The sequence below is a fragment of the Brachybacterium horti genome (genome assembly GCF_054777615.1).
This window is the reverse complement of the sequence record NZ_BAAHAM010000002.1, coordinates 855,033-876,612: the sequence shown is the minus strand read 5'-3', so window position 1 is coordinate 876,612 and position 21,580 is coordinate 855,033. Positions and strand designations below refer to the sequence as shown.

Below are 21,580 nucleotides of genomic sequence, written 5' to 3'. Positions count from 1 at the left end.
CACCGAGGAACCCCGCTCCATGCCCGTTCGTCGCATAGCCCTCACGGCGCTCGCGGTGCTGATCCTGCTGCTCGGCGGTGGGATCGGCGCCGGGGTGCAGTGGGGCGGCTGGAACGCCGCCCCCAAGCTCGCCCTCGACCTCGAGGGCGGCACGCAGATCATCCTGCAGGCCCAGACCACCGACGGCTCGACGATCGACCGCGACGCCATGGAGCAGGCGCGGCAGATCATCAGCCAGCGCGTGAACGCCATGGGCGTCGCGGAGACCGAGATCTCCGTGCAGGGCGGCACGAACATCGTCATCGACGTGCCGGGCACGCTGGACCAGGCGACGTCCGACGCCCTGCGGCAGACGGCCGCCATGTCCTTCCGACCGGTGCTTGGCGCGGTCGCCCCCGAGGGGGACGGCAGCGCCCTGCCCTCCGATGGCGGCGGTGCCTCCGACGCCGGAGGCGACAGCGGGACGGGGGAGACCTCGAGCGCTCCCGCGGACCCCGCGCAGGGGCAGTTCACCGGGGCGCTCTCCTCGGACCAGACCCTCGCGGACCAGGCCGGCACCGATTCCGGTGAGCCCGCCGCCTGGTCCCTCGACCAGCTCGACGCGGACGTCCAGGCCGAGCTCGGCGCCGTCGACTGCACCGATCCCTCCGCGCAGCAGGAGCGGATCGCCCAGGCGAAGTCCGACGAGCCGATCGTGGCGTGCGCACCGGACGGCTCTGCGAAGTACCTGCTGGGCCCCGAGGTCGTCCCCGGCTCGGCGGTCGAGGACGCGAGCGTCGGCGCGGAGACCAGCTCGACCGGCCAGGCGACCGGCTACTACCTCGTGAACATGCGCTTCACGGACGCCGTCGGCCAGGACTTCGCGGACATGACCTCCGCGCTGTACAACGGCCAGGGCGCGACGAGCGCCTTCGCGATCGTGCTCGACGGCCTCGTGATCTCCGCGCCCACGGTCGAGGAGCCGTCCCCGGGCGGCGAGGCCTCGATCTCGGGCAACTTCACCCAGGACCAGGCGTCCCAGCTCGCCGACCAGCTGAAGTTCGGCGCGCTCCCGATCCAGCTCGACGTCGCCTCGGAGCAGCAGATCTCCGCGACGCTCGGCGCCGACCAGCTGACGATGGGCCTCATCGCCGGCCTGATCGGTCTCGCGCTCGTCGTGCTCTACGCCTTCCTGCAGTACCGCGTGCTCGCCATCGTCACCACCTCGAGCCTCGCGATCATGGCGGTGCTCACCTACGCGGTGCTCACTGTGCTCTCGAACCTCCCGGAGATCGGGTACCGACTCTCCCTCGCGGGCGTCGCCGGCCTGATCGTCGCGATCGCCTTCACCGCGGACTCGTTCATCGTCTACTTCGAGCGCGTCCGTGACGAGATCCGTGAGGGCCGCGGGATCGTCGCGGCCGTCGACCACGGCTGGGACCGTGCCCGGCGCACCATCCTCGCCTCCGACGCCGTCAACCTCGTGGCGGCCGTGGTGCTGTACGTGCTCTCCACGGGCGGCGTGCGCGGCTTCGCCTTCGTGCTGGGCGTGACGACCGTGCTGGACCTCGTGGTCGTCTTCCTCTTCACCCATCCGATGCTGCAGGCTCTCGCCCGCACGCGCTTCTTCGGCAAGGGGCATCCGATGAGCGGGCTGGACCCCGCGGTGCTGGGACGCTCCGTGCCCGCCTATGCGGGGCGCGGCCGTCTCCGGGACGCCGAGGAGCGGCGCGAGACGATCGCCGAGCGGAAGGCGCGGCTCGCGCGCGAGTCCGCCGAGGAGCCCGGCGCGACCGAGCAGGAGGACGAGCGATGAGCGCGACCCTGGCCCAGCTGGGCAACTCCCTCCACGACGGCACCCGCTCCGCGCCGATCGTGCGGCGCCGCCGCCTGTGGTACCTGATCAGCGTCGCCGCGGTGCTCCTGCTCGGCACGCTCGCCGTGCTGCGCGGCCCCAATCTCGGGATCGAGTTCACCGGCGGCTCCGAGTTCCAGATCTCGGGGGTCCAGGACACCTCGCAGACCGCCGCCCGCGACATCGTGCGCGAGCACGTGCCGGACTCCGAGCCGAAGGTGACGGTGCTCGGCGGGAGCACGGTGCGCGTGCAGACTGAGCAGCTGGACTCGTCGCAGACCTCCTCGCTCGCCGCCGACCTCGCCGCGGGCTACGACGTGGAGTCCTCCGCGGTCTCGACCTCGTACATCGGCCCGGTCTGGAGCCAGGACATCACGCAGAAGATGCTCCGCGGCATCCTCGTGTTCCTGGTGCTCGTCGCGATCGGCATGGCCCTGTACTTCCGGGACCTGCGGGCCTCCGGCGCCGCGATGATCGCCCTGATCCACGACATGCTGCTCACCGCGGCCGTGTACGGGGTGGTGGGCTTCGAGATCACGCCGAGCACGGTGATCGGCTTCCTGACGATCCTCGGCTACTCGCTCTACGACACGATCGTCGTCTTCGACAAGGTGCGCGAGAACACCGCGGGGATGAGGGTGCTCAACGGACCCGACTACGCCGACCGGGTGGAGCTCGCCGCGAACCAGACCCTCGTGCGCTCGCTGAACACGTCCGTCGTCGCGCTGCTGCCCGTCGGCTCGATCCTCGTGATCGGCGCCTTCGTGCTGGGAGCCGGCACCCTCAAGGACATCTCGCTCGCCCTGTTCGTGGGCATCCTCGTGGGCACCTACTCCTCCGTCTTCCTCGCCCCGGGGCTGCTCGTGGACCTCCACCGGCTCACCTCCCGCTCCCCGCGCGAGCCCGGCGCCCCGGCGCGCCGGACGACGCTCGCCGAGCGCCGTGCCGCCGAGCAGCGGGCGACGACCGACGGGACCGAGGACGGCGCCGGCATCGAGGAGGGGACCGACGAGGCCCCCGACGACGGGACCGCCGACGGTGAGGGCGCGGTCGACGAGCTCACGGCCGAGGACCCTGCCTCGCAGGACGATGCCACGCCGGTCTCCGAGGACGACGGGTCGTCCCCGAGCTCCGCCTCCGCCCGCCGGGTGCAGCCCCGCCGCAGCACCCCCAGCGGCCGATCCCACTCCCGACGAGGACAGCGATGAGCACCCACCAGGACGCCCCCGGATCCGCGCGGCTCGCGGAGATCCTCGCGACCCGCATCGACGAGTACCCCGACTTCCCGGCCCCGGGGGTCCTGTTCCGCGACATCACCCCGCTCCTGCGGGACGCCGGCGCCTTTCGCGAGATCATCGCGCACTGGCGGGCGATGATCCCCGAGGGCGTGGAGTACGTGGTGGGCACCGAGGCGCGCGGCTTCGTGCTCGGCGCCCCCCTCGCCTATGAGCTGGGCGCGGGCTTCATCCCCGTGCGCAAGGCCGGCAAGCTCCCCGGGTCACCGGCGAGCCTCCGCTACGACCTCGAGTACGGCAGCGCCGAGGTCCAGATCCCCGAGGGGTCGCTCCCGGCCGGTGCGCGCACCCTCGTGGTCGACGACCTGCTCGCCACCGGCGGCACGGCGGCGGCCACGATCGAGCTCACCCGGAGCTTCGACGTCGAGCTCGTGGGCGCGTCCTTCCTCATCGAGCTCGAGGGGCTCGGCGGTCGCGAGAAGCTGCCTGCCGACGTCCCGGTCACGACCGTCTGGTCGATCCCCGACTGACCGGCCCGTCGGCCCCGGACGGGTGCCCGTGGAGGCCCCGGCCAGATGTCCGTGGAGGCCCTGGCCGGGCGCCCGCGGCGGGCCGGCCCGGCGACCGGGGCGGACGACGGTCATCGGCGCGATGACCCGCGCGTAGACTGACGGGCCACGGTCAGGAGGCGCGCGATGCAGGACAGATCACCGCAGGACGGGACGTCCGTGCCCCCCGAGGTCGACGGCGGCGTCAGCGCGACCCGCTCGGGAGGGCCGGGGACGAGCGCGGCCTCCTCCCCGTCGAGCCCGTCGCCGTCGGGGCGGAGCACCTCGACCGTCCCGCGGCGCTCCCGCTCCCGGCTGTCGTTCTTCGGCGGTCGCGGCGGTCCGAGCGTCGATCCGCTGCTCGCGCCCCTGCTCGACACGATGGCCTCCGTGAGTCCCAAGGAGGACACCGCGCTCGTCCAGCGCGCCTTCACCGTCGCCGAGGCCGCCCACCGCGGTCAGATGCGCAAGAGCGGCGACCCGTACATCACGCATCCGGTCTCCGTCGCGACGATCCTCGCCGAGCTCGGCTCGCCCTCCGAGGTCGTCGCCGCGGCGCTGCTGCACGACACGGTGGAGGACACCGACTACTCCCTGGACCGGCTGCGCTCCGACTTCGGCGACGTCATCGCGGTGCTCGTGGACGGCGTCACCAAACTCGACAAGGTGACCTACGGGGAGGCCGCGCAGGCGGAGACCGTGCGCAAGATGATCGTGGCGATGAGCCGCGACGTGCGCGTGCTCCTCATCAAGCTCGCGGACCGCCTCCACAACGCCCGCACCTGGAAGTACGTCCCGGCCGCCTCCGCGGAGCGCAAGGCCAAGGAGACGCTCGAGATCTATGCGCCGCTCGCCCACCGGCTGGGCCTGAACACCATCAAGTGGGAGCTCGAGGACCGCTCCTTCCAGGTGCTCTACCCCAAGGTGTACGAGGAGATCGTCGCGCTCGTCGCGCAGCACGCCCCCGCCCGCGAGCAGTACCTGCGCACCGTGTCCACGCAGATCCACGAGGACCTGCGCAAGGCGCGCATCAAGGCGGAGGTGACGGGCCGCCCGAAGCACTACTACTCGATCTACCAGAAGATGATCGTGCGGGGCCGGGACTTCGCGGACATCTACGACCTCGTGGGCGTGCGCGTGCTCGTGGACTCGGTGCGGGACTGCTACGCGGTGCTCGGTACGCTGCACGCGCGCTGGTCCCCGGTGCCCGGCCGCTTCAAGGACTACATCGCGCTGCCGAAGTTCAACCTCTACCAGTCGCTGCACACCACGGTCATCGGGCCCACCGGCAAGCCGGTGGAGATCCAGATCCGGACCTGGGAGATGCACCGCCGCGCCGAGTACGGCGTCGCTGCGCACTGGAAGTACAAGGCGATGGCGGGTGGCGCCGCGGCGGCCGCGAAGCCCGTCGCGAGCGAGAGCGCCTGGCTGCGCCAGCTCATGGACTGGCAGAAGGAGACCACCGACTCCGGTGAGTTCCTCGACTCCCTGCGCTTCGAGATCGCCTCTCAGGAGGTGTACGTCTTCACCCCGAAGGGGGACGTGCTCGCGCTCCCGCAGGGGTCCACGCCGGTGGACTTCGCGTACGCGGTGCACACCGAGGTGGGGCACCGGACGATCGGGGCCCGCGTGAACGGGCGGCTCGTCTCCCTGGACTCGACGCTGAGCACGGGCGACGTCGTCGAGGTGTTCACCTCGAAGTCCTCCGAGGCGGGGCCCAGCCGCGACTGGCTCGGTTTCGTCACCTCGCCCCGTGCGCGCTCGAAGATCCGCCAGTGGTTCACGAAGGAGCGGCGCGAGGAGGCGCTCGAGCGCGGCCGGGAGGAGCTCGCCAAGGCGCTGCGCCGGCAGGACCTGCCGATGCGGCGCCTGCTCACCCACGAGACGCTCGCCGCTGTCGCCGGGGACCTCAACCTGCAGAGCGTCGACGCGCTGTACACGTCGATCGGCGAGGGGCACACGGGTGCGCAGAACGTCGTGGACAAGCTCCGGGCGACCTTCGGCGGCTCCGACGGCGCGGAGGAGGACGTCGCCGAGGCGACGATCCCGACCTGGGTGCGGCCCAAGCCGAGCACCCGCACCGAGCGCCACACCTCGGAGACGGACCAGGGGGTCATCGTCGAGGGCCATGCGGATCTCTGGGTGAAGCTCGCCAAGTGCTGCGCCCCGGTGCCCGGCGACCCGATCGTGGGCTTCGTGACCCGCGGGAACGGCGTCTCCGTGCATCACCGCGAGTGCGCGAACGCGATCCAGCTGACCGAGCAGCAGGGCGATCGGATGGTGGAGGTCAGCTGGTCCGGCCGTCACAGCACGGCCTACCTGGTGCACATCAAGGTCGAGGCGCTGGATCGACCCCGACTGCTCACCGATCTCGCGCTCGTGATCTCGGAGCAACAGGTGAACCTGCAGTCCGCCTCGGCGCAGTCGAACGCGGATCGGCTCGCGGCGACCTTCTTCTCCTTCGAGCTCGCCGAGCCGAGCCACCTGCAGGCCGTGCTCGCCCAGGTGCGTCGCGTGGAGGGCGTCTACGACGTCTACCGCGTCACCGCGGACGGCAAGCCCGTGGGCGCGGGGGAGCCGCTCACCCGCGGCTGAGCCCCGGGGCGATCGGTGCGGGGCGCCCTCATGCGGCGCGCGTGCCCCCGCCCACGTCGGTGACCGGCACGAGGGCGCAGGCACGGTCCATCGCCTCCTGCGCGGAGCGTGACCCGGGATGGTGGGTGATCGCCTCGAGCCGGCGGCGGATCCCCTCGGGTGAGGCGTGCCCCGCGGCGATCAGACGGGACACGGCCGCGAGCCGCTCGGCATCGGGGGAGAAGCGCAGCAGATCCATCGCGGTGCGGTCGGGGATCGTGAGCGGCGCCCCGCCGACGGTCTCCACCTCGTCCATGGCGACACGGGACCCGCGCAGGATCGTCCCGGCGATCGGTCCCCGGTGCGCGGTCGAGATGAGCTCGACCTGGACGGGCGCCGTCCCGCCGAGCACGACCCAGGCGGCCGTCACCCCGGCGAGCACGTGATGGGGCCGCAGCGACGTCCCGAGCGCACTGCCCACGGCGAGCGCGCGACCCACGGCGGTGCCGATGACGTCCGGCGGGACGTAGATGCCCGGCAGCAGCCTCACGAGGTAGCCGTCGGCGACCATCCGCGCGGTGGTGGGGGTGTCCTCCCAGCGCTCGAGGGCGCGGGAGACGGGCACCGCGAGCTCCGCCGCATGGCGGGACCAGGCGAAGCAGGCGGGACCCAGGGCCGGCATCCGGGGACCGGGGGAGCGGGGAGGCGGGAGACCGTCGTCCTGCGGTGGCGGGGGCGGGCCGAAGGGCGCGGGCGGCGAGTTCTGCATGCACCGACTCTGGGGGCACGGAGGCCGCACGGCAACGCCCCGCCCGTCCTTGTGGACGGGCGGGGCGTGGGGAGGACCGGCCGGGCCGTCCTCGTCAGCGGTGATCGCCGCGGTCAGCCGAGGTCGCGGGCCGAGCGTTCGATGACGGCGAGCCACTCGCGGCGGGCCTCGAGGGCGGCCTCCGCCTTCGCGATCTTCGCCGGGTCACCGGTCGCGCGCGCCTTCTCGAGGTCCTCCTCGTAGCCGGCGATCGCGGAGTGCAGCTGCGAGGAGGCGCCCTCGACACGCGCCTTGGTGCGCGGATCGGTGCGTCGCCACTCGGCCTCCTCGGCGTCCTTCACGGCGCGCTCGACGCTGCGCAGACGGTCGTCGATCCGACGCATGTCGCCGCGCGGGACCTTCCCGGCCGCCTCCCAGCGCTCCTGCACGGAGCGCAGGGCGTCCTTCGCCTTGTCGAGATCCTTCGTCGGGTCGATCTGCTCGGCCTCGGCCAGCAGCGCCTCCTTGACGACGAGGTTCTCGCGCTGCTCCGACTCGGAGGCCTCGAGATCGGCGTTCCGGGCGGCGAAGAAGGTGTCCTGCGCGGCCTTGAACCGGGCCCACTGGGCGTCGTCCTTCTTGCGTCCGCCGCGCGGGGCGGCGCGCCACTCGGCCATGAGGTCCTTGAAGGCGCGGACCGTCGGACCCCAGTCCGTGGAGTCCTGCATCTCCTCAGCGCGGGCGATGAGCTGCTCCTTGACGGCCGCGGCCTCCTCGTGACGCTCGTCGAGCTGCGAGAAGAACTGCTTGCGGTGGCGGTCGAAGGTGGACCGCGCCGCGGAGAGCCGCTTCCAGAGGGCGTCCTCGGTGGGACGGTCGATGTTCACGTCCTCGCTCTGCATCTGCTTCCAGGTGGGGACCATCTGGCGCATGGTCTCCCCGGCGCTCTTCCACGAGATCTGCTCGGGCGGCGTGGCGACGAGCTGCTCGATCGACTCGACGAAGGCGGTGCGTCGGGCGATCGCCTCCTGGCGGGCGGCGGTGCGCGCGCTCTCGAGCTCGGCGATCTGCGCCTTCGCCTTCTCGCGGAGCTCGTGGGCGCGGGCCCGCAGCGCGGGGACGTCACCCACGACCTGCGGCTCCTTCATGTTCTTGCGCAGGTTCTCGAGCAGGCGGTTGAGCTCGTTGTGGGTGTGCCCGGTCGTGGAGAGCTTCTTCTCCGTGAGATCGAGGAAGGCCACGAGATCGAGGTAGGCGCGGGCGAACGGGTCCAGCGCGGTGGCGGGGTCGACGCCCTGGGCCTGGCCGGCCTCGCCGAGGGTGCGCACCTGGGTGCCGTCCTGCACGGTGACGGTGCCGTCCTCGGTGACGGAGCCGAAGGTCTTCGCCTCGGCGAGGAGGGCGGCGTCGTACTCGGTGACCGAGGGCGCGGCCGGCAGCAGCGGGGCGGCGGGCTTGCGCCCGGCGAGCGCGGCGGGGGAGGGCGCGCCCCCCGGCGTGGGCCCGGGGCGGCCGGGACGCGGTCGCGGCGAGGGGGCGGGAGCGGGAGCCGCGGCGGCAGGCGCCTCGGTCTCGGGAGCATCCGCGGCGGGAGCGTCCGCGGCGGCCGGCTCGGCGGCCTCCTTCACAGACGCCTCCGGGGAGGCGTCGTCCGCGGCGGGTTCCGGAGCCGGGGCGGAGGGGGTCTCGGCGGCCTCGGCGGGCTCGACGGCGGCGACGTCGTCGGCGGGGGCGGCCACGTCGGCGGCGTCGGCCGCGGCGGTCTCCTCGGGCTCGGGGGAGGTGGGGACGGGAGTCTCGGACTCGCTCACGATGGAGCTCCTTCGAACGGATCCGCTGCGCGGCGGGACACTGCCGCCACGAGGGCGGCCGGGCGGTGCGGGACCCTCCCGCGGAGCGGGGTGGGAACCACGTCACGGAACTCTACAGCGAGCAGGCGTGCGCCCCGCCCCCTGCCCGCGCACGCACCGGGCCCCGACCGGGCAGAGCCCCGGGCAAGGAGGACGGGACGACGCCCGCACGCCGAGGAGGGGATAATGGACCGGCCCGCTCTCCCCTCACCCTCGAAGGACGTGCACCCGCATGGCGAAGATCGCCGCTCTGTCCGGCTTCCCCGAATGGCTCCCCGCGGAGCGCCAGGTGGAGCAGCACGTGATCGACGTGTTCCGCGAGGTCGCGGAGCTCCACGGGTTCTCCGGCATCGAGACGCGCGCGGTCGAGCCCCTCGACCAGCTGCTGCGCAAGGGGGAGATCGACAAGGAGGTCTACCTCCTGCGCCGTCTGCAGGCCTCGGAGGAGGAGGACCCCGCCGCCGACGCCTCGCGGACCCTCGGTCTGCACTTCGACCTCACGGTGCCGCTCGCCCGCTACGTGCTCGAGCACCAGAACGACCTCGCCTTCCCGTTCCGGCGCTTCCAGATCCAGAAGGTGTGGCGCGGCGAGCGTCCCCAGGACGGCCGCTTCCGGGAGTTCTACCAGGCCGATCTCGACGTGATCGGGCAGGACGTCCTCCCCGCGCACGTGGAGTCCGAGGTGGCGATCGTGATGGCGGAGATCCTCTCCCGCCTGCCGCTGCCCGCCTTCAGCATCCACGTCAACACCCGCAAGCTCTCCGAGGGCTTCTTCCGCTCCCTCGGCTTCGAGGACCACACGGCGGTGCTGCGCAGCCTCGACAAGCTGCCCAAGATCGGCGAGGACGCCGTGCGCACCCTCCTCGTCGACGAGGCCGGGGCCACCGCCGAGCAGGCCGACGCCGCGCTCGCCTTCGCGGGGATCCGCTCCCGTGACGCGTCCTTCGGCGACCGCGTCCGCGCGCTCGGCGGGACCGGCGAAATGGTCGAGGAGGGCATCGCCGAGCTGACCGCGGTGCTCGAGCGCGTCGAGGCGGCGGTGCCCGGGGTGATCCTCGCGGACCTCTCGATCGCCCGCGGGCTCGACTACTACACCGGCACCGTCTTCGAGAGCTTCGTCGAGGGCCACGAGTCGCTCGGCTCCGTCTGCTCGGGCGGCCGCTACGACCGTCTCGCGGAGGACAACCGTCACAGCTACCCGGGGGTGGGCCTGTCCATCGGTCTGTCCCGTCTCGTCTCCCGGCTGCTCTCCGCGGATCTCGCCCGGCCGAGCCGGCCCGTGCCCACCTGCGTGCTCGTCGCGGTCTCCGACGAGGCGTCCCGCGGGGCGAGCGAGACAGTGGCCCGCACCCTGCGCGGCCGGGGCGTGCCGTGCGAGGTGGCGCCGACCGCCGCCAAGCTCGGCAAGCAGATCCGCTACGCCGACCGGCGCGGCATCCCCTTCGTCTGGTTCCCGGGGGCCGACGGCGCCGAGGACGAGGTCAAGGACATCCGCACCGGCGAGCAGGCGTCGGCCTCGGCCGGCTCCTGGCAGGTGCCCGAGGAGGACCGCACCGTGCGGATCCTGCCGGCGTCCGAGGCGGCCCGACCCCGCTCCTGACCCGTCCCCGGGTACTCGCCGTCACACACGGCGGTGAGCACCCTCACCGTGTGCGAGAGTGGGAATGATCCCCGCACCGAGATCGTTGGAGGAACCATGGCTACCGTCACCCTGACCACCGAGAACCACGACACGACCGTCGAGGACGGCGTCGTCCTCATCGACTTCTGGGCGGGCTGGTGCGTGCCGTGCCAGCGCTTCGCCCCCATCTTCGACAAGGCGTCGGAGGAGCACCAGGACGTCACCTTCGCGAAGGTCGACACCGAGGACCAGCAGGAGCTCGCGATGCGCTACGGCGTCACCTCGATCCCCACCCTGGTCGCGTACCGCGAGGGCATCCCCGTGTTCTCCCAGCCGGGCGCGCTGCCCCAGGCAGCGCTCGAGGACCTCATCAGCCAGGTGAAGAACCTGGACATGGAGGAGGTCCGCAAGGCCTACGCCGAGGCGCAGCAGCCCTCCTGATCCGTTCCCGGCCCGCAGAGCCGCGCCGATCGCACGACGAAGGGCCCGCATCCGTGAGGATGCGGGCCCTTCTCGCGTGCCGGGACGGGGCGGCGGTCGCCCGCCGCCCCGCGGCGGTGGGTTCAGCCGTCGTGCCGGCGACCACCGTGGCGCTTCGCGTCGTAGCGCGAGGACTCGTCGCGACGGGCACCGCCGCGGTATCCCCCGCGATCGCCGTCGCGGTGGCGCGGGCGGTCGTCGTCGAAGCGACGACGGGGACGGTCGTCGCGCCCGCCGCGGCCGCCGCCGGCGCCGCCGCGGGGACCGGTGTCCTCGCTGATGCGCAGCTCGCGGCCGGCGATGCGCGCACGACTGATGTCCTCGATCTGCTTCGGGGAGAGGCTGCCCTTGATCTGGACGAGCGCGAAGTTCCCGAAGATCGAGATCTTGCCGACGTCCTTGCCGTTCAGACCGCCCTCGCCGGTGATCGTGCCGAGGATCGACGGCGGCTTGGCCCCGTGGGTGTGGCCCACGCCGATGCGGTACTGGGTGTAGCCGTGCTCGGTCCGCGAGCCGCCGGAGCGGTCGTCGCGACGGTCGCCGTGACGGTCGTCCCGACGGTCGTCGCGGTCGTGGCGACCGGTCTGCTGGGTGAACTCCTCGTCCTCGTTCTGCGCGCCGGGGCCGGCGTCTCCGACGGTCATCGCGCCGAGGACGGCGGCCAGCTCGAGCGGGTCGATGCCCTGGCTCTCGACGAACTCGCCGATCAGCTCGCGGTACAGCTCGAGGCGCCCGCGCTCCTGCCGGGCGGGGACCTCCTTGAGGAGGGTGGCCAGGCGATGCTTCGAGACGTCCCGCGGGGACGGGATCACGGCCTCCTCGAGGGTCTGCTTGGTGGCCTTCTCGATGGTGCGCAGCGTGCGGCGCTCGTGCCCGCCGATGAAGGTCAGGGCCTCACCGGAGCGGCCCGCGCGGCCGGTGCGGCCGATGCGGTGCACGTAGGCCTCGGGCTCGCGGGGCACGTCGAAGTTCACGACGAGCCCGATCTTCTCGACGTCGAGGCCGCGGGCGGCGACGTCGGTGGCGACGAGGATCTTCAGGGAGCCGTCGCGCAGACGCTCCACGATCTTCTCGCGGTCCTTCTGCGGCACGTCGCCGGAGATGGTCGCCGCGATGTGACCGCGGGCCACGAGCTCGGTGCCCACCTCCTCGGCGGCGGCGCGGGTGCGCACGAAGACGATCGCGGCCTCGGCGTCGGAGGTCGCGAGCACGCGGGAGAGCGCACCGGTGCGGTGACGGAAGGGCACGACGGCGAAGGTCTGGTGGACGCTCGAGACGGTCGAGGACTGCGGGGTGATGCTGATCCGCTCAGGATCGGTCATGTGATCGGCGGCGACCTTGCGGATCGCGGGCGGCATGGTGGCGGAGAACAGCGCCACCTGGCGCGAGGCGGGAGCCTTGGCGAGGATCTCCTCGACGTCCTCCGCGAAGCCCATGCGGAGCATCTCGTCGGCCTCGTCGAGGACGGCGAAGCGCACCGTGTCCAGGCGCAGGCTCGAGCGGCGCATGTGGTCCATGACGCGGCCGGGGGTGCCGACGACGACCTGGGCGCCGCGGGCCAGCGCGCGCTCCTGGGGCGGGTAGGGGGAGCCGCCGTAGACGGCGACGACCTCGAGGCCGCCGATCGACGAGGCGAACGAGGTGATCGCGTCGGCCACCTGCATGGCCAGCTCGCGGGTCGGGGTGAGCACGAAGGCCTGGACCTCGCGGAGGGACGGATCCACCGCGGCGAGCAGCGGGAGGCCGAAGGCGGCGGTCTTTCCGGTGCCGGTCTGGGCGACGCCGATGACGTCGCGACCCTGGAGCAGCACGGGAATGGCCTTGGCCTGGATGGGGGAGGGGCGCTCGAAGCCGAGGTCCGCGACCGCGCGGCGGAGCGCCGGCGGCAGGTCGAGGTCCTCGAAGGTGGGGCCCTCGCTGCGCGGGGCCGGTGCCTCTGCCGAGGGCTGCGCGGCGCTCTGCTCGTCCGTGCCGGGCTCGGCGGGGACGGAGGAGCTGGCGGCGCCCTCGTGATCAGGGGCAGGGGAGACGTCGGTCATGGTGTCCTTCGACGGAGGTGGGTGGTATCCCGCACCAGATCGAAGCGCAGGAGGCGGGCCCGCTCGGGGCCGTGACGGACCGGCGATGCCGCAGGTGGGCCGCTGGTCGGAACCCGTTCAGTCTACGGACGCCGCTTGCGCCGCGACAGGGGGCGCCGTGGCGAGATCGCTCACCTTGCGCGGTACTCTGAACCGGTGCCCCCGCGGCACGCCGACCGCTCGGCGGAGCCCCGCTCCCGCCGCCCCGAAGAACGAAGGACGACCTCGTGCTGCGCACCCACCACGCCGGCGAGCTCCGCACGGAGCACATCGGACAGACCGTCACCCTGACCGGCTGGATCGGCCGACGCCGTGACCACGGCGGAGTGACCTTCCTCGATCTGCGGGACGCGAGCGGCGTCGCCCAGGTCGTGGTGCGCGAGGACGAGGCGATGCACCTGCGCAACGAGTACGTCCTCAAGGTCGTGGGCACGGTCGACCGCCGCCCCGCCGGGAACGAGAACCCGCAGCTGCCCACCGGTGAGATCGAGGTCACCGCGACCGAGGTCGAGGTGCTCAACACCTCCGCACCGCTGCCCTTCCAGCTCGACGAGCACACCGAGGTCGGGGAGGAGGCGCGTCTGCGCTACCGGTACCTCGACCTGCGCCGGCAGGGCCCCGCGGCCGCGCTGCGGCTGCGCTCGCAGATCAACCGCGCGGCGCGCGAGACGCTGCTGGACGACGGCTTCGTCGAGATCGAGACGCCGACGCTCACGCGCTCCACCCCCGAGGGCGCCCGGGACTTCCTGGTCCCCGCGCGGCTCTCGCCGGGCTCCTGGTACGCGCTCCCGCAGTCGCCGCAGCTGTTCAAGCAGCTGCTGATGGTCTCCGGCATGGAGAAGTACTTCCAGATCGCGCGCTGCTATCGCGACGAGGACTTCCGCGCGGACCGCCAGCCCGAGTTCACCCAGCTCGACATCGAGATGAGCTTCGTGGACCAGGAGGACGTCATCGCCCTCGCCGAGCAGCTGCTCGTGAACGTGTGGCGGACGGCCGGCCACGAGGTCAGCACGCCGATCCCGCGGATCACCTACGAGGAGTCGATGCGGCGCTACGGCTCCGACAAGCCGGACCTGCGCTTCGACCTCGAGATCGTCGAGATGACGGAGTACTTCGCGAACACGCCGTTCCGCGTGTTCCAGTCCCCGTACGTGGGCGCGGTCGTCATGGCCGGCGGCGCCTCGCAGCCGCGTCGCACGCTCGACGCCTGGCAGGAGTGGGCCAAGCAGCGCGGCGCGCGCGGCCTCGCCTACGTCCTGGTCCAGGAGGACGGCAGCCTCACGGGTCCCGTCTCCAAGAACATCTCCGAGGAGGAGAAGGCCGGGCTCGCGGAGAAGGTCGGGGCGAAGCCCGGCGACTGCGTGTTCTTCGCCGCGGGCGAGGCCAAGCCGTCCCGCGCGCTGCTCGGCGGCGCCCGCGCCGAGATCGCCGAGCGCCTGGGCCTCATCGACCACGACGCCTTCTCCTTCGTGTGGGTCGTCGACGCGCCCATGTTCGAGCCCGCCGGCGACGCGGTCGCCGCGGGCGACGTGGCCGTGGGCTCCGGCGCCTGGACCGCCGTGCACCACGCCTTCACCTCCCCGAAGCCCGAGTTCCTCGACAGCTTCGACAAGGAGCCCGGCGAGGCCCTCGCCTATGCGTACGACATCGTCTGCAACGGCAACGAGATCGGCGGCGGCTCGATCCGCATCCACCAGCGGGACGTGCAGGAGCGCGTGTTCTCCGTCATGGGGATCGACGAGGAGCAGGCCCGGGAGAAGTTCGGGTTCCTCCTCGACGCCTTCGCCTTCGGCGCCCCGCCGCACGGCGGCATCGCCTTCGGCTGGGACCGCGTCGCGGCCCTGCTCGCGGGCACCGACTCGATCCGCGATGTCATCGCGTTCCCGAAGTCCGGCGGCGGCTTCGACCCGCTCACCCAGGCACCGGCCGCGATCACGCCCCAGCAGCGCAAGGAGGCCGGGGTCGACGCGAAGCCCGAGCCCAAGGCGTCGCCCAAGGACCAGCCGGCGACCGCCGGTGACGCCGCGCAGGGCGCTCCCGACGCCTGAGCCGGAGCACCACGAGGGAGGGCCTCGCACCGTACGGTGCGAGGCCCTCCCTCGTGCTGTCGCGCTGTCCTGCACGGCGTCCGGCTCGCGCTGTCACCGCCTGCCGGACCCCGGGGCGGGGGCTCAGCGCTTCGCGCGGGGCTGCTTCGGCTCGACCGGCGCGCCGCCGTGCTTGACCTGGGGCTTGGGCAGGCGGAAGCGGCGGATCTGGATCGCGCGCATGATGCCGTAGCCCACGAGGCCCCGCTTCACCTCGCCGAACTCCTCGGTGAGTGCGGCGCGCAGCCGGCGGCGCAGGAAGAACGCGTCGATCACGCAGATCGCGATGCCGCCCCACAGCAGCGCGATGAGCAGGGTGCTCATGGCGAGGTAGAGCGACTGGTCGATCAGCGGCAGGACGAGCGCGACGATCATGAACACGAGCGCGACCGGGAAGAAGTACTCGGCGACGTTGTGACGGGTGTCCACCAGGTCCCGCACCCGGCGGCGCTCGGGGCCGCGGTGCTGGAGCGGCATCTTCGCCTCGTCACCGGTCACGAGGGCCTGCTGGGCCTCCATCTGACGGGTCCGCGAGCGCTCGCGGTCCCGGCGACGGGCCTCCTTGCGGTCGGAGACGACGAGAGGCCGGCGACGGGCGGCCTCCGCCTCCTTGCGGGAGCGGGTCGGGCGGCCCTTCGCGGCGGTGCGCGCGGCATCCGTGTCACGGGATGCGGGGCTCTCGGGGGTCGGCGGCTGGGAGGAGTTCACCACGGCAGTCTAGGCGGAGCGTCCCCAGGGAGCCTCCCAGGGGGCCGGTACGGTGGGAGCCATGAGCACGACCTCCTCCGCACATCCCGTCCCGGCCCCCGATCCCGCCCTGGTCCAGGAGCTCCGAGCACGGTTGGAGCCGATGCTCGAGCGCTCCGTCGCCGACCTCGAGGACCTCGTCCGCATCCCCTCGATCGCCTTCCCGGGCTACGACCGCGAGCCCGTGCAGCGCAGCGCGTCCGCCGTCGCCGCCCTGCTCGAGGACGCCGGGCTCCCGGACGTGAGGATCACGGCCGTCGAGGACGGCGCGCCCGCGGTGATCGGTCGCCTCCCCGCCGCGCCGGGACGCCCCACGGTCATGCTCTACGCGCACCACGACGTCCAGCCCACCGGGGACGTCGACTCCTGGTCGAACGAGCCCTTCGCGCCCGAGCGTCGGGGTGACCGGCTCTACGGCCGCGGCGCGGCGGACGACAAGGCCGGGGTCATGGCCCATGTCACGGCCCTGCGCCTGGTGGGGGAGCAGCTCGCGGCGGAGGGGATCGGTGTGACCGTCTTCGTCGAGGGGGAGGAGGAGGCCGGGTCGCCGACCTTCCGCCCCTTCATCGAGGCGCACCGCGATGCGCTCGCGGCGGATCTGATCATCGTCGCGGACTCCGCGAACTGGGCCGTCGGCACCCCCGCGATCACCGCCTCGCTCCGCGGCCTCGTGGACGCGGTGGTGGAGGTGCGCGTCCTCGAGCACGCCGTGCACTCGGGCATCTTCGGCGGTCCCGTCCTGGACGCGCCGACCCAGCTGGCCCGACTGCTCGCGACGCTGCACGATGACGAGGGCGAGGTCGCGATCGAGGGGCTCGTCCACGCCCCGGACCCGGCCGTCGAGATGCCCGAGGAGGACTACCGCCGCGACGCGGGCGTCCCCGAGGGTCTCGAGCTCTCCGGCCGCGGGTCGATCGCGGCGCGGATGTGGACGAAGCCGGCCCTCTCGGTGATCGGCATCGACGCGCCGTCCGTGCGCGAGGCCTCCAACACCCTCGTCCCGGTCGCCCGGGCCAAGGTCTCCCTGCGCATCCCCTCGGGCCAGGACCCGCAGGCCGCCCAGGACGCGCTGCTGGCGCACCTCGAGCGCCACACCCCGCGCACCGCCCGGGTGACCGTGCATCCCGGCGAGCAGGGTCGTCCCTACGGCGCGGATCTCGCGAGCCCGGCGACGGCGCTGGCCCGGCAGGCGCTCGGCGCCGCCTGGGGCACGGAGGCCGTCGACACGGGCCTCGGGGGATCGATCCCCTTCATCGCCGACCTGCTCGAGGTCTTCCCGCAGGCCTCCGTCCTCGTGACCGGTGTCGAGGATCCGCAGTCCCGCGCCCACGGGATCGACGAGTCCCTGCACCTGGGGGAGTTCGCCCGGGTGTGCCTCGCTGAGGCCCTGCTGCTGCTCGGCGCGGGCTCGCTCCCGCAGGCCGAGGGATGAGCCCGCTCGAGGAGGAGCGCCGCCCGGAGCCCGTGAGCGCCGCGGCGGTGCCGCTGCTCGGGCTGGGACTCGTGCTCGGCTTCCTGGGCGGTTACATGCTGGGATGGTGGGGAGCCGTCGTCGTGGCGCTCGTGCTGATCGCCGCGCTCTCGGCGGTGCTCGGCGGTCGCAGCCGCGCGGCCGCCGGGGCAGCCGCGATCGGCGTCGTCATCGGCTACGTCGCCATCATGCTGGTCGCCGCGTTCCGCGGGCTGCTGTGGTGATCGGTCCCGCCGGGGAAGGGGAGTGCCTGCCCGAGCGGCAGGACGGGCCGTCCACGCGTGCGGTGCCATACACCATCCGCGGCGCCCGAGGCGTACGCTGGACCCATCCGCAGCACCCGAGGAGGACCGCATGACCACGACGACCGAGCGTCCCACCGCCGCGCACCAGGTGACCCTCACCCCGGAGGCGGCCGGCAAGGTGAGCACCCTGCTCGAGCAGGAGGGTCGTGACGACCTGCGCCTGCGCATCGCTGTGCAGCCCGGCGGCTGCTCCGGCCTGATCTACCAGCTCTACTTCGACGAGCGCCTCATGGACAACGACCTCACGGTCGAATTCGACGGCGTCGAGGTCGTGGTGGACAAGATGAGCAGCCCGTACCTCACCGGTGCGGTGATCGACTTCTCCGACACCATCGAGAAGCAGGGCTTCACGATCGACAACCCCAACGCGCAGAGCTCCTGCGCCTGCGGTGACTCCTTCGCCTGAGCCGCGAGACGGTCCGCGACGGCGGGCGACCCCCTCGGGGGTCGCCCGCCGTCGTGCATCCGGCCCGCTCCCGGCCTCGCGAGGGCCGCGGCCGCGCATCGGTGACCGCGGCAGGTGGCAAGGGACACACCGTCCTCCGGTGAAGCCTCGTTCCCACAGCGTGCCGGTGGTCCGGGGCCCGCGCGGAGCACGTATGATGACGGGGTGCCGTGACGTGGAGGGCGCGCCGCCGTCGTGCGGATCGTCCACCTCGGCCCTCGTCCCCACGAGGCGCGGCACCATGGGCACGTCCCCGCCCATGTGAGTACCAGCCCTGGCCCCCGCAGCAGTCCCGCCCTCCACGAGCGGGTCGCGCCACGGAACCGGTCGGGGACGACGAGCGGAAGGTCATCCTTGTGATCCCCCAGGCCCCCCAGCGCGCGCGGCGCAGTCGCCGCATGGCCGCCGGCATCGCTCTCGCAGCACTGGCCCTGGCCGGCTGCACCGAGAAGCAGCAGCGGGGGTTCCTCCCCGGCTACAGCGACGGACAGGTCACCGACCAGACGGCGCGCATCACGAACCTCTGGGTGGGGTCCTGGACGGCCCTGGTCGTCGTCGGCCTCATCGTGTGGGGTCTGACGATCTGGTGCGCCGTCGCCTACCGGCGCCGCAAGAACGACACCGGCTTCCCGATCCAGCTGCGCTACCACGTGCCGCTCGAGCTCATGTTCACCCTGCTGCCCGTCGTCATGGTGCTCACGCTCTTCTACTTCACCCAGCGCGACCTCGACGAGACCGAGGCGCTCGACAAGGATCCCGCTGTCACCGTCACCGCTGTCGGCAAGCAGTGGAGCTGGGACTTCAACTACGAGACCGCCGACGGCCAGCAGGTGCACGAGCCCGCCGGTGTGCAGTCCTTCGAGACCGGCGTGGAGGGCGCGTCCGAGTCGCTCCCCGTGCTGTACCTCCCCGAGGGTGAGACCGTCGAGTTCCAGCTCGAGTCCCGCGACGTCATCCACTCGTTCTGGGTCGTGGACTTCCTCTACAAGAAGGACATGATCCCGGGACGCACCACGACCTTCCAGCTCACGCCCGAGCGCTCGGGCACCTACCGCGGCAAGTGCGCTGAGCTGTGCGGCGAGTACCACTCGGACATGCTGTTCAACGTCGTCGTGGTCCCGGCCGACGAGTTCCAGGCGCACCTCGACGAGCTCGAGGCCGAGGGCAACACCGGCGAGCTCGGCGTCGACCTCAACCGCAACCAGGACGACTGGTCCATGCGCGAGAAGTACGACGAGGGCGTGGACCGCACCCAGCGCACCGCCGACACCACGACCACGCAGGAGGGGGACAAGTGAGCGCCCAGACCGAGATCCGCCCAGGAGCAGAGGCTCCGGCGCGGTTCAGGAAGACACCCGAGACCGGCCTCGGCAAGCAGTTCTTCACCCTGCTCACCACGACCGATCACAAGATGATCGGCCTCATGTACATGGGGATGGCGTTCGCCTTCTTCTGCTTCGGCGGAATCCTCGCGCTCATGATCCGCGCCGAGCTCTGGGAGCCCGGCCTGCAGGTCGTGGTCTCCAAGGACCAGTACAACCAGCTGTTCACGATGCACGGCACGATCATGCTGCTCATGTTCGGCACCCCGCTGTTCAACGGCTTCGCGAACTATCTCGTGCCGCTGCAGATCGGCGCCGTCGACATGGCGTTCCCGCGCTTGAACATGTTCGCCTTCTGGCTGACCCTGTTCGGCTCGCTCATCGCCGTCGCCGGCTTCCTCACCCCGCAGGGCGCCGCCTCCTTCGGCTGGTTCGCCTACGCGCCGCTGTCGGACACCACGTTCACCCCGGGCCTCGGCGGTGATCTGTGGGTATTCGGCCTCGCCCTGCAGGGCTTCGGCACGATCCTGGGCTCGGTCAACTTCATCACCACGATCATCTGCATGCGCATGCCCGGCATGACCATGTTCCGGATGCCGATCTTCACCTGGAACATCCTCATCACGGGCGTGCTCGTGCTGATGGCCTTCCCGCCGCTGGCCGCCGCGCTGCTCGCGCTGGGAGCGGACAGGCGGTTCGACGCGCAGATCTTCAACCCGGAGAACGGCGGCGCCATCCTCTGGCAGCACCTGTTCTGGTTCTTCGGTCACCCCGAGGTGTACGTGCTCGCGCTGCCGTTCTTCGGCATCGCCTCGGAGATCATCCCGGCCTTCAGCCGCAAGCCGATGTTCGGCTACAAGACCCTCGTCGGCGCGACGATCGCGATCGCCGCCCTGTCCGTGACCGTGTGGGCGCACCACATGTACACGACCGGCGCGGTCATGCTGAACTTCTTCGCCTTCATGACGATGCTCATCGCCGTGCCGACGGGCGTGAAGTTCTTCAACTGGCTGGGCACGATGTGGCGCGGCTCGATCACCTTCGAGACGCCGATGCTGTTCACGCTCGGCTTCCTCACCACCTTCACCTTCGGCGGCCTGACCGGCGTGATCCTCTCGTCGCCGGTGCTCGACTTCCACCTCTCCGACACCTACTTCGTCGTGGCGCACTTCCACTACGTGATCTTCGGGACCGTGGCCTTCGAGATGTTCGCGGGCTTCTACTTCTGGTGGCCCAAGATGTTCGGCTACAAGCTCCACGAGGGACTGGGCAAGCTGCACTTCTGGCTGCTGATGATCGGCTTCCACACGACGTTCCTCGTCCAGCACTGGCTGGGTGTCGAGGGTGCGCCCCGTCGTTATGTGAACTACCTCGCGGAGGACGGCTTCGGCTGGATGAACCAGCTCTCGACGGTCGGCGCCTTCATCCTCGGCGCGTCGACGCTGCCGTTCATCCTGAACGTGGTGCTCACCCACCTCAAGGGAAAGAAGGTCGAGGTCGACGATCCGTGGGGCTACGGCGCCTCCCTCGAGTGGGCGACCTCCTGCCCGCCGCCGCGCCACAACTTCCACTCGCTGCCGCGCATCCGGTCCGAGCGTCCCGCCTTCGACCTGCACCACCCCGAGGTCGCCGCGCAGGACCACATGCTGCACGAGGAGCCCGTGCAGAACCCGAGGAGCAACTGATCCATGAACACCACGTCGAAGATCTTCTACATCCTCGGGACCTTCTTCCTCGTCGTCGGCATCGTGTACGGCGTGCTCTCGCACGGCGGCGAGCCGATGGGGATCGAGCCCGTGGGCGCGATCGCGCTCCCCGGCGCCTTCGCCATGTCGTTCATGATCGCGCTCTACACCGGCTTCAAGGCGAAGTCCTTCCCGGGCCGTCCCGATGACGACCACGACGCCGAGGTCGAGGCCGAGGCCGGCGTCCAGGGCAGCTTCGCCCCCTACAGCTGGTGGCCCCTGTGGTCCGCGCTCGGTGCGGCGATGGTGTTCCTCGGCGTGGCCGTGGGATGGTGGCTCTCGAGCTTCGGGCTCATCCTCGCCATGTACGGCGTCATCGGCTGGGTCCTGGAGTTCTCCCGCGGCCAGCACGCGCACTGACACCTGGCTCCGCCTCGCGCGGATCCTCCGAACGGCCCCGCTTCGCTCCGGCGACGCGGGGCCGTTCCGCGTCCCGGGGCGCTGAAGGGCCGTTCCGGGGCCCCGGGATGCTGGACGGCACGACCGCCAC

Annotated in this window: 17 protein-coding genes; 13 read left to right on the top strand and 4 right to left on the bottom strand. The window is 72.0% G+C overall.

The genetic code is table 11. The features are described 5' to 3' along the window. Window positions 1–19: 19 nt before the first annotated feature. The 4 genes from secD (at window position 20) to ACYVAP_RS09185 (ending at window position 6,212) form a co-directional block, all read left to right on the top strand. Entirely contained in the window at window positions 20–1,795 is a 1,776-nt protein-coding gene (gene secD / locus ACYVAP_RS09200; RefSeq protein WP_498860404.1) for a preprotein translocase subunit SecD, read from the top strand. Then, complete coding sequence (secF, locus tag ACYVAP_RS09195; RefSeq protein ID WP_498860403.1) at window positions 1,792–3,042, top strand: protein translocase subunit SecF; 1,251 nt, start codon at window positions 1,792–1,794, stop codon at window positions 3,040–3,042. Before secD ends, secF begins: the two co-directional genes overlap by 4 nt. Continuing rightward, window positions 3,039–3,599: a purine phosphoribosyltransferase family protein gene (locus ACYVAP_RS09190; protein WP_498860402.1), complete on the top strand. Its 561-nt coding sequence runs from the start codon at window positions 3,039–3,041 to the stop codon at window positions 3,597–3,599. Before secF ends, ACYVAP_RS09190 begins: the two co-directional genes overlap by 4 nt. A 165-nt stretch (window positions 3,600–3,764) precedes the next feature. Continuing rightward, window positions 3,765–6,212 (top strand): RelA/SpoT family protein, encoded by a 2,448-nt coding sequence (locus ACYVAP_RS09185; RefSeq protein ID WP_498860401.1) that lies wholly within the window; start codon window positions 3,765–3,767, stop codon window positions 6,210–6,212. Window positions 6,213–6,240: 28 nt separating this feature from the next. On the opposite strand, the gene ACYVAP_RS09180 is transcribed toward ACYVAP_RS09185, so the two are convergent. Both ACYVAP_RS09180 and ACYVAP_RS09175 read right to left on the bottom strand, forming a co-directional pair. Further along, on the bottom strand, window positions 6,241–6,960 hold the full coding sequence (locus tag ACYVAP_RS09180) for a hypothetical protein (RefSeq protein WP_498860400.1): 720 nt from the start codon (window positions 6,958–6,960) through the stop codon (window positions 6,241–6,243). A gap of 113 nt (window positions 6,961–7,073) precedes the next feature. After that, complete coding sequence (locus tag ACYVAP_RS09175) at window positions 7,074–8,750, bottom strand: DUF349 domain-containing protein (protein ID WP_498860399.1); 1,677 nt, start codon at window positions 8,748–8,750, stop codon at window positions 7,074–7,076. A 271-nt stretch (window positions 8,751–9,021) separates the two neighbouring features. On the opposite strand from ACYVAP_RS09175, the gene hisS reads away from it, so the two are divergent. Continuing rightward, window positions 9,022–10,389 (top strand): histidine--tRNA ligase, encoded by a 1,368-nt coding sequence (gene hisS, locus ACYVAP_RS09170; RefSeq protein WP_498860398.1) that lies wholly within the window; start codon window positions 9,022–9,024, stop codon window positions 10,387–10,389. Between the two features lie 96 nt (window positions 10,390–10,485). Beyond that, the gene (gene trxA, locus ACYVAP_RS09165) at window positions 10,486–10,851 is read left to right on the top strand and encodes a thioredoxin (RefSeq protein ID WP_264449208.1); all 366 of its coding nucleotides are present in this window, start codon (window positions 10,486–10,488) and stop codon (window positions 10,849–10,851) included. A gap of 122 nt (window positions 10,852–10,973) precedes the next feature. On the opposite strand, the gene ACYVAP_RS09160 is transcribed toward trxA, so the two are convergent. After that, complete coding sequence (locus ACYVAP_RS09160) at window positions 10,974–12,929, bottom strand: DEAD/DEAH box helicase (RefSeq protein WP_264449206.1); 1,956 nt, start codon at window positions 12,927–12,929, stop codon at window positions 10,974–10,976. 266 nt (window positions 12,930–13,195) lie between these two features. Between ACYVAP_RS09160 and aspS the strand changes: the two genes are divergently transcribed. Beyond that, window positions 13,196–15,016 (top strand): aspartate--tRNA ligase, encoded by a 1,821-nt coding sequence (gene aspS / locus ACYVAP_RS09155; RefSeq protein ID WP_264449205.1) that lies wholly within the window; start codon window positions 13,196–13,198, stop codon window positions 15,014–15,016. 123 nt (window positions 15,017–15,139) lie between these two features. Here aspS and ACYVAP_RS09150 read toward each other — a convergent pair whose 3' ends face one another. Next, entirely contained in the window at window positions 15,140–15,763 is a 624-nt protein-coding gene (locus tag ACYVAP_RS09150) for a DUF3043 domain-containing protein (RefSeq protein ID WP_264449204.1), read from the bottom strand. Window positions 15,764–15,824: 61 nt separating this feature from the next. Between ACYVAP_RS09150 and ACYVAP_RS09145 the strand changes: the two genes are divergently transcribed. The 6 genes from ACYVAP_RS09145 (at window position 15,825) to ACYVAP_RS09120 (ending at window position 21,450) form a co-directional block, all read left to right on the top strand. Continuing rightward, window positions 15,825–17,234, top strand: a complete 1,410-nt coding sequence (locus tag ACYVAP_RS09145; protein WP_264449203.1) for a dipeptidase — start codon at window positions 15,825–15,827, stop codon at window positions 17,232–17,234. Next, entirely contained in the window at window positions 17,231–17,497 is a 267-nt protein-coding gene (locus tag ACYVAP_RS09140; RefSeq protein WP_264449201.1) for a hypothetical protein, read from the top strand. Before ACYVAP_RS09145 ends, ACYVAP_RS09140 begins: the two co-directional genes overlap by 4 nt. Window positions 17,498–17,627: 130 nt before the next feature. Next, complete coding sequence (gene erpA, locus ACYVAP_RS09135) at window positions 17,628–17,984, top strand: iron-sulfur cluster insertion protein ErpA (protein ID WP_264449199.1); 357 nt, start codon at window positions 17,628–17,630, stop codon at window positions 17,982–17,984. A gap of 395 nt (window positions 17,985–18,379) precedes the next feature. After that, window positions 18,380–19,321, top strand: coding sequence for an aa3-type cytochrome oxidase subunit II (ctaC, locus tag ACYVAP_RS09130; RefSeq protein ID WP_264449198.1), 942 nt, complete (start codon window positions 18,380–18,382; stop codon window positions 19,319–19,321). Beyond that, entirely contained in the window at window positions 19,318–21,030 is a 1,713-nt protein-coding gene (gene ctaD / locus ACYVAP_RS09125; protein WP_264449196.1) for an aa3-type cytochrome oxidase subunit I, read from the top strand. Before ctaC ends, ctaD begins: the two co-directional genes overlap by 4 nt. Before the next feature lie 3 nt (window positions 21,031–21,033). Further along, window positions 21,034–21,450 carry a cytochrome c oxidase subunit 4 gene (locus ACYVAP_RS09120; RefSeq protein WP_498860397.1) on the top strand — a complete coding sequence of 139 codons (417 nt, stop codon included), beginning with the start codon at window positions 21,034–21,036 and terminating at the stop codon, window positions 21,448–21,450. Window positions 21,451–21,580 lie beyond the last annotated feature (130 nt).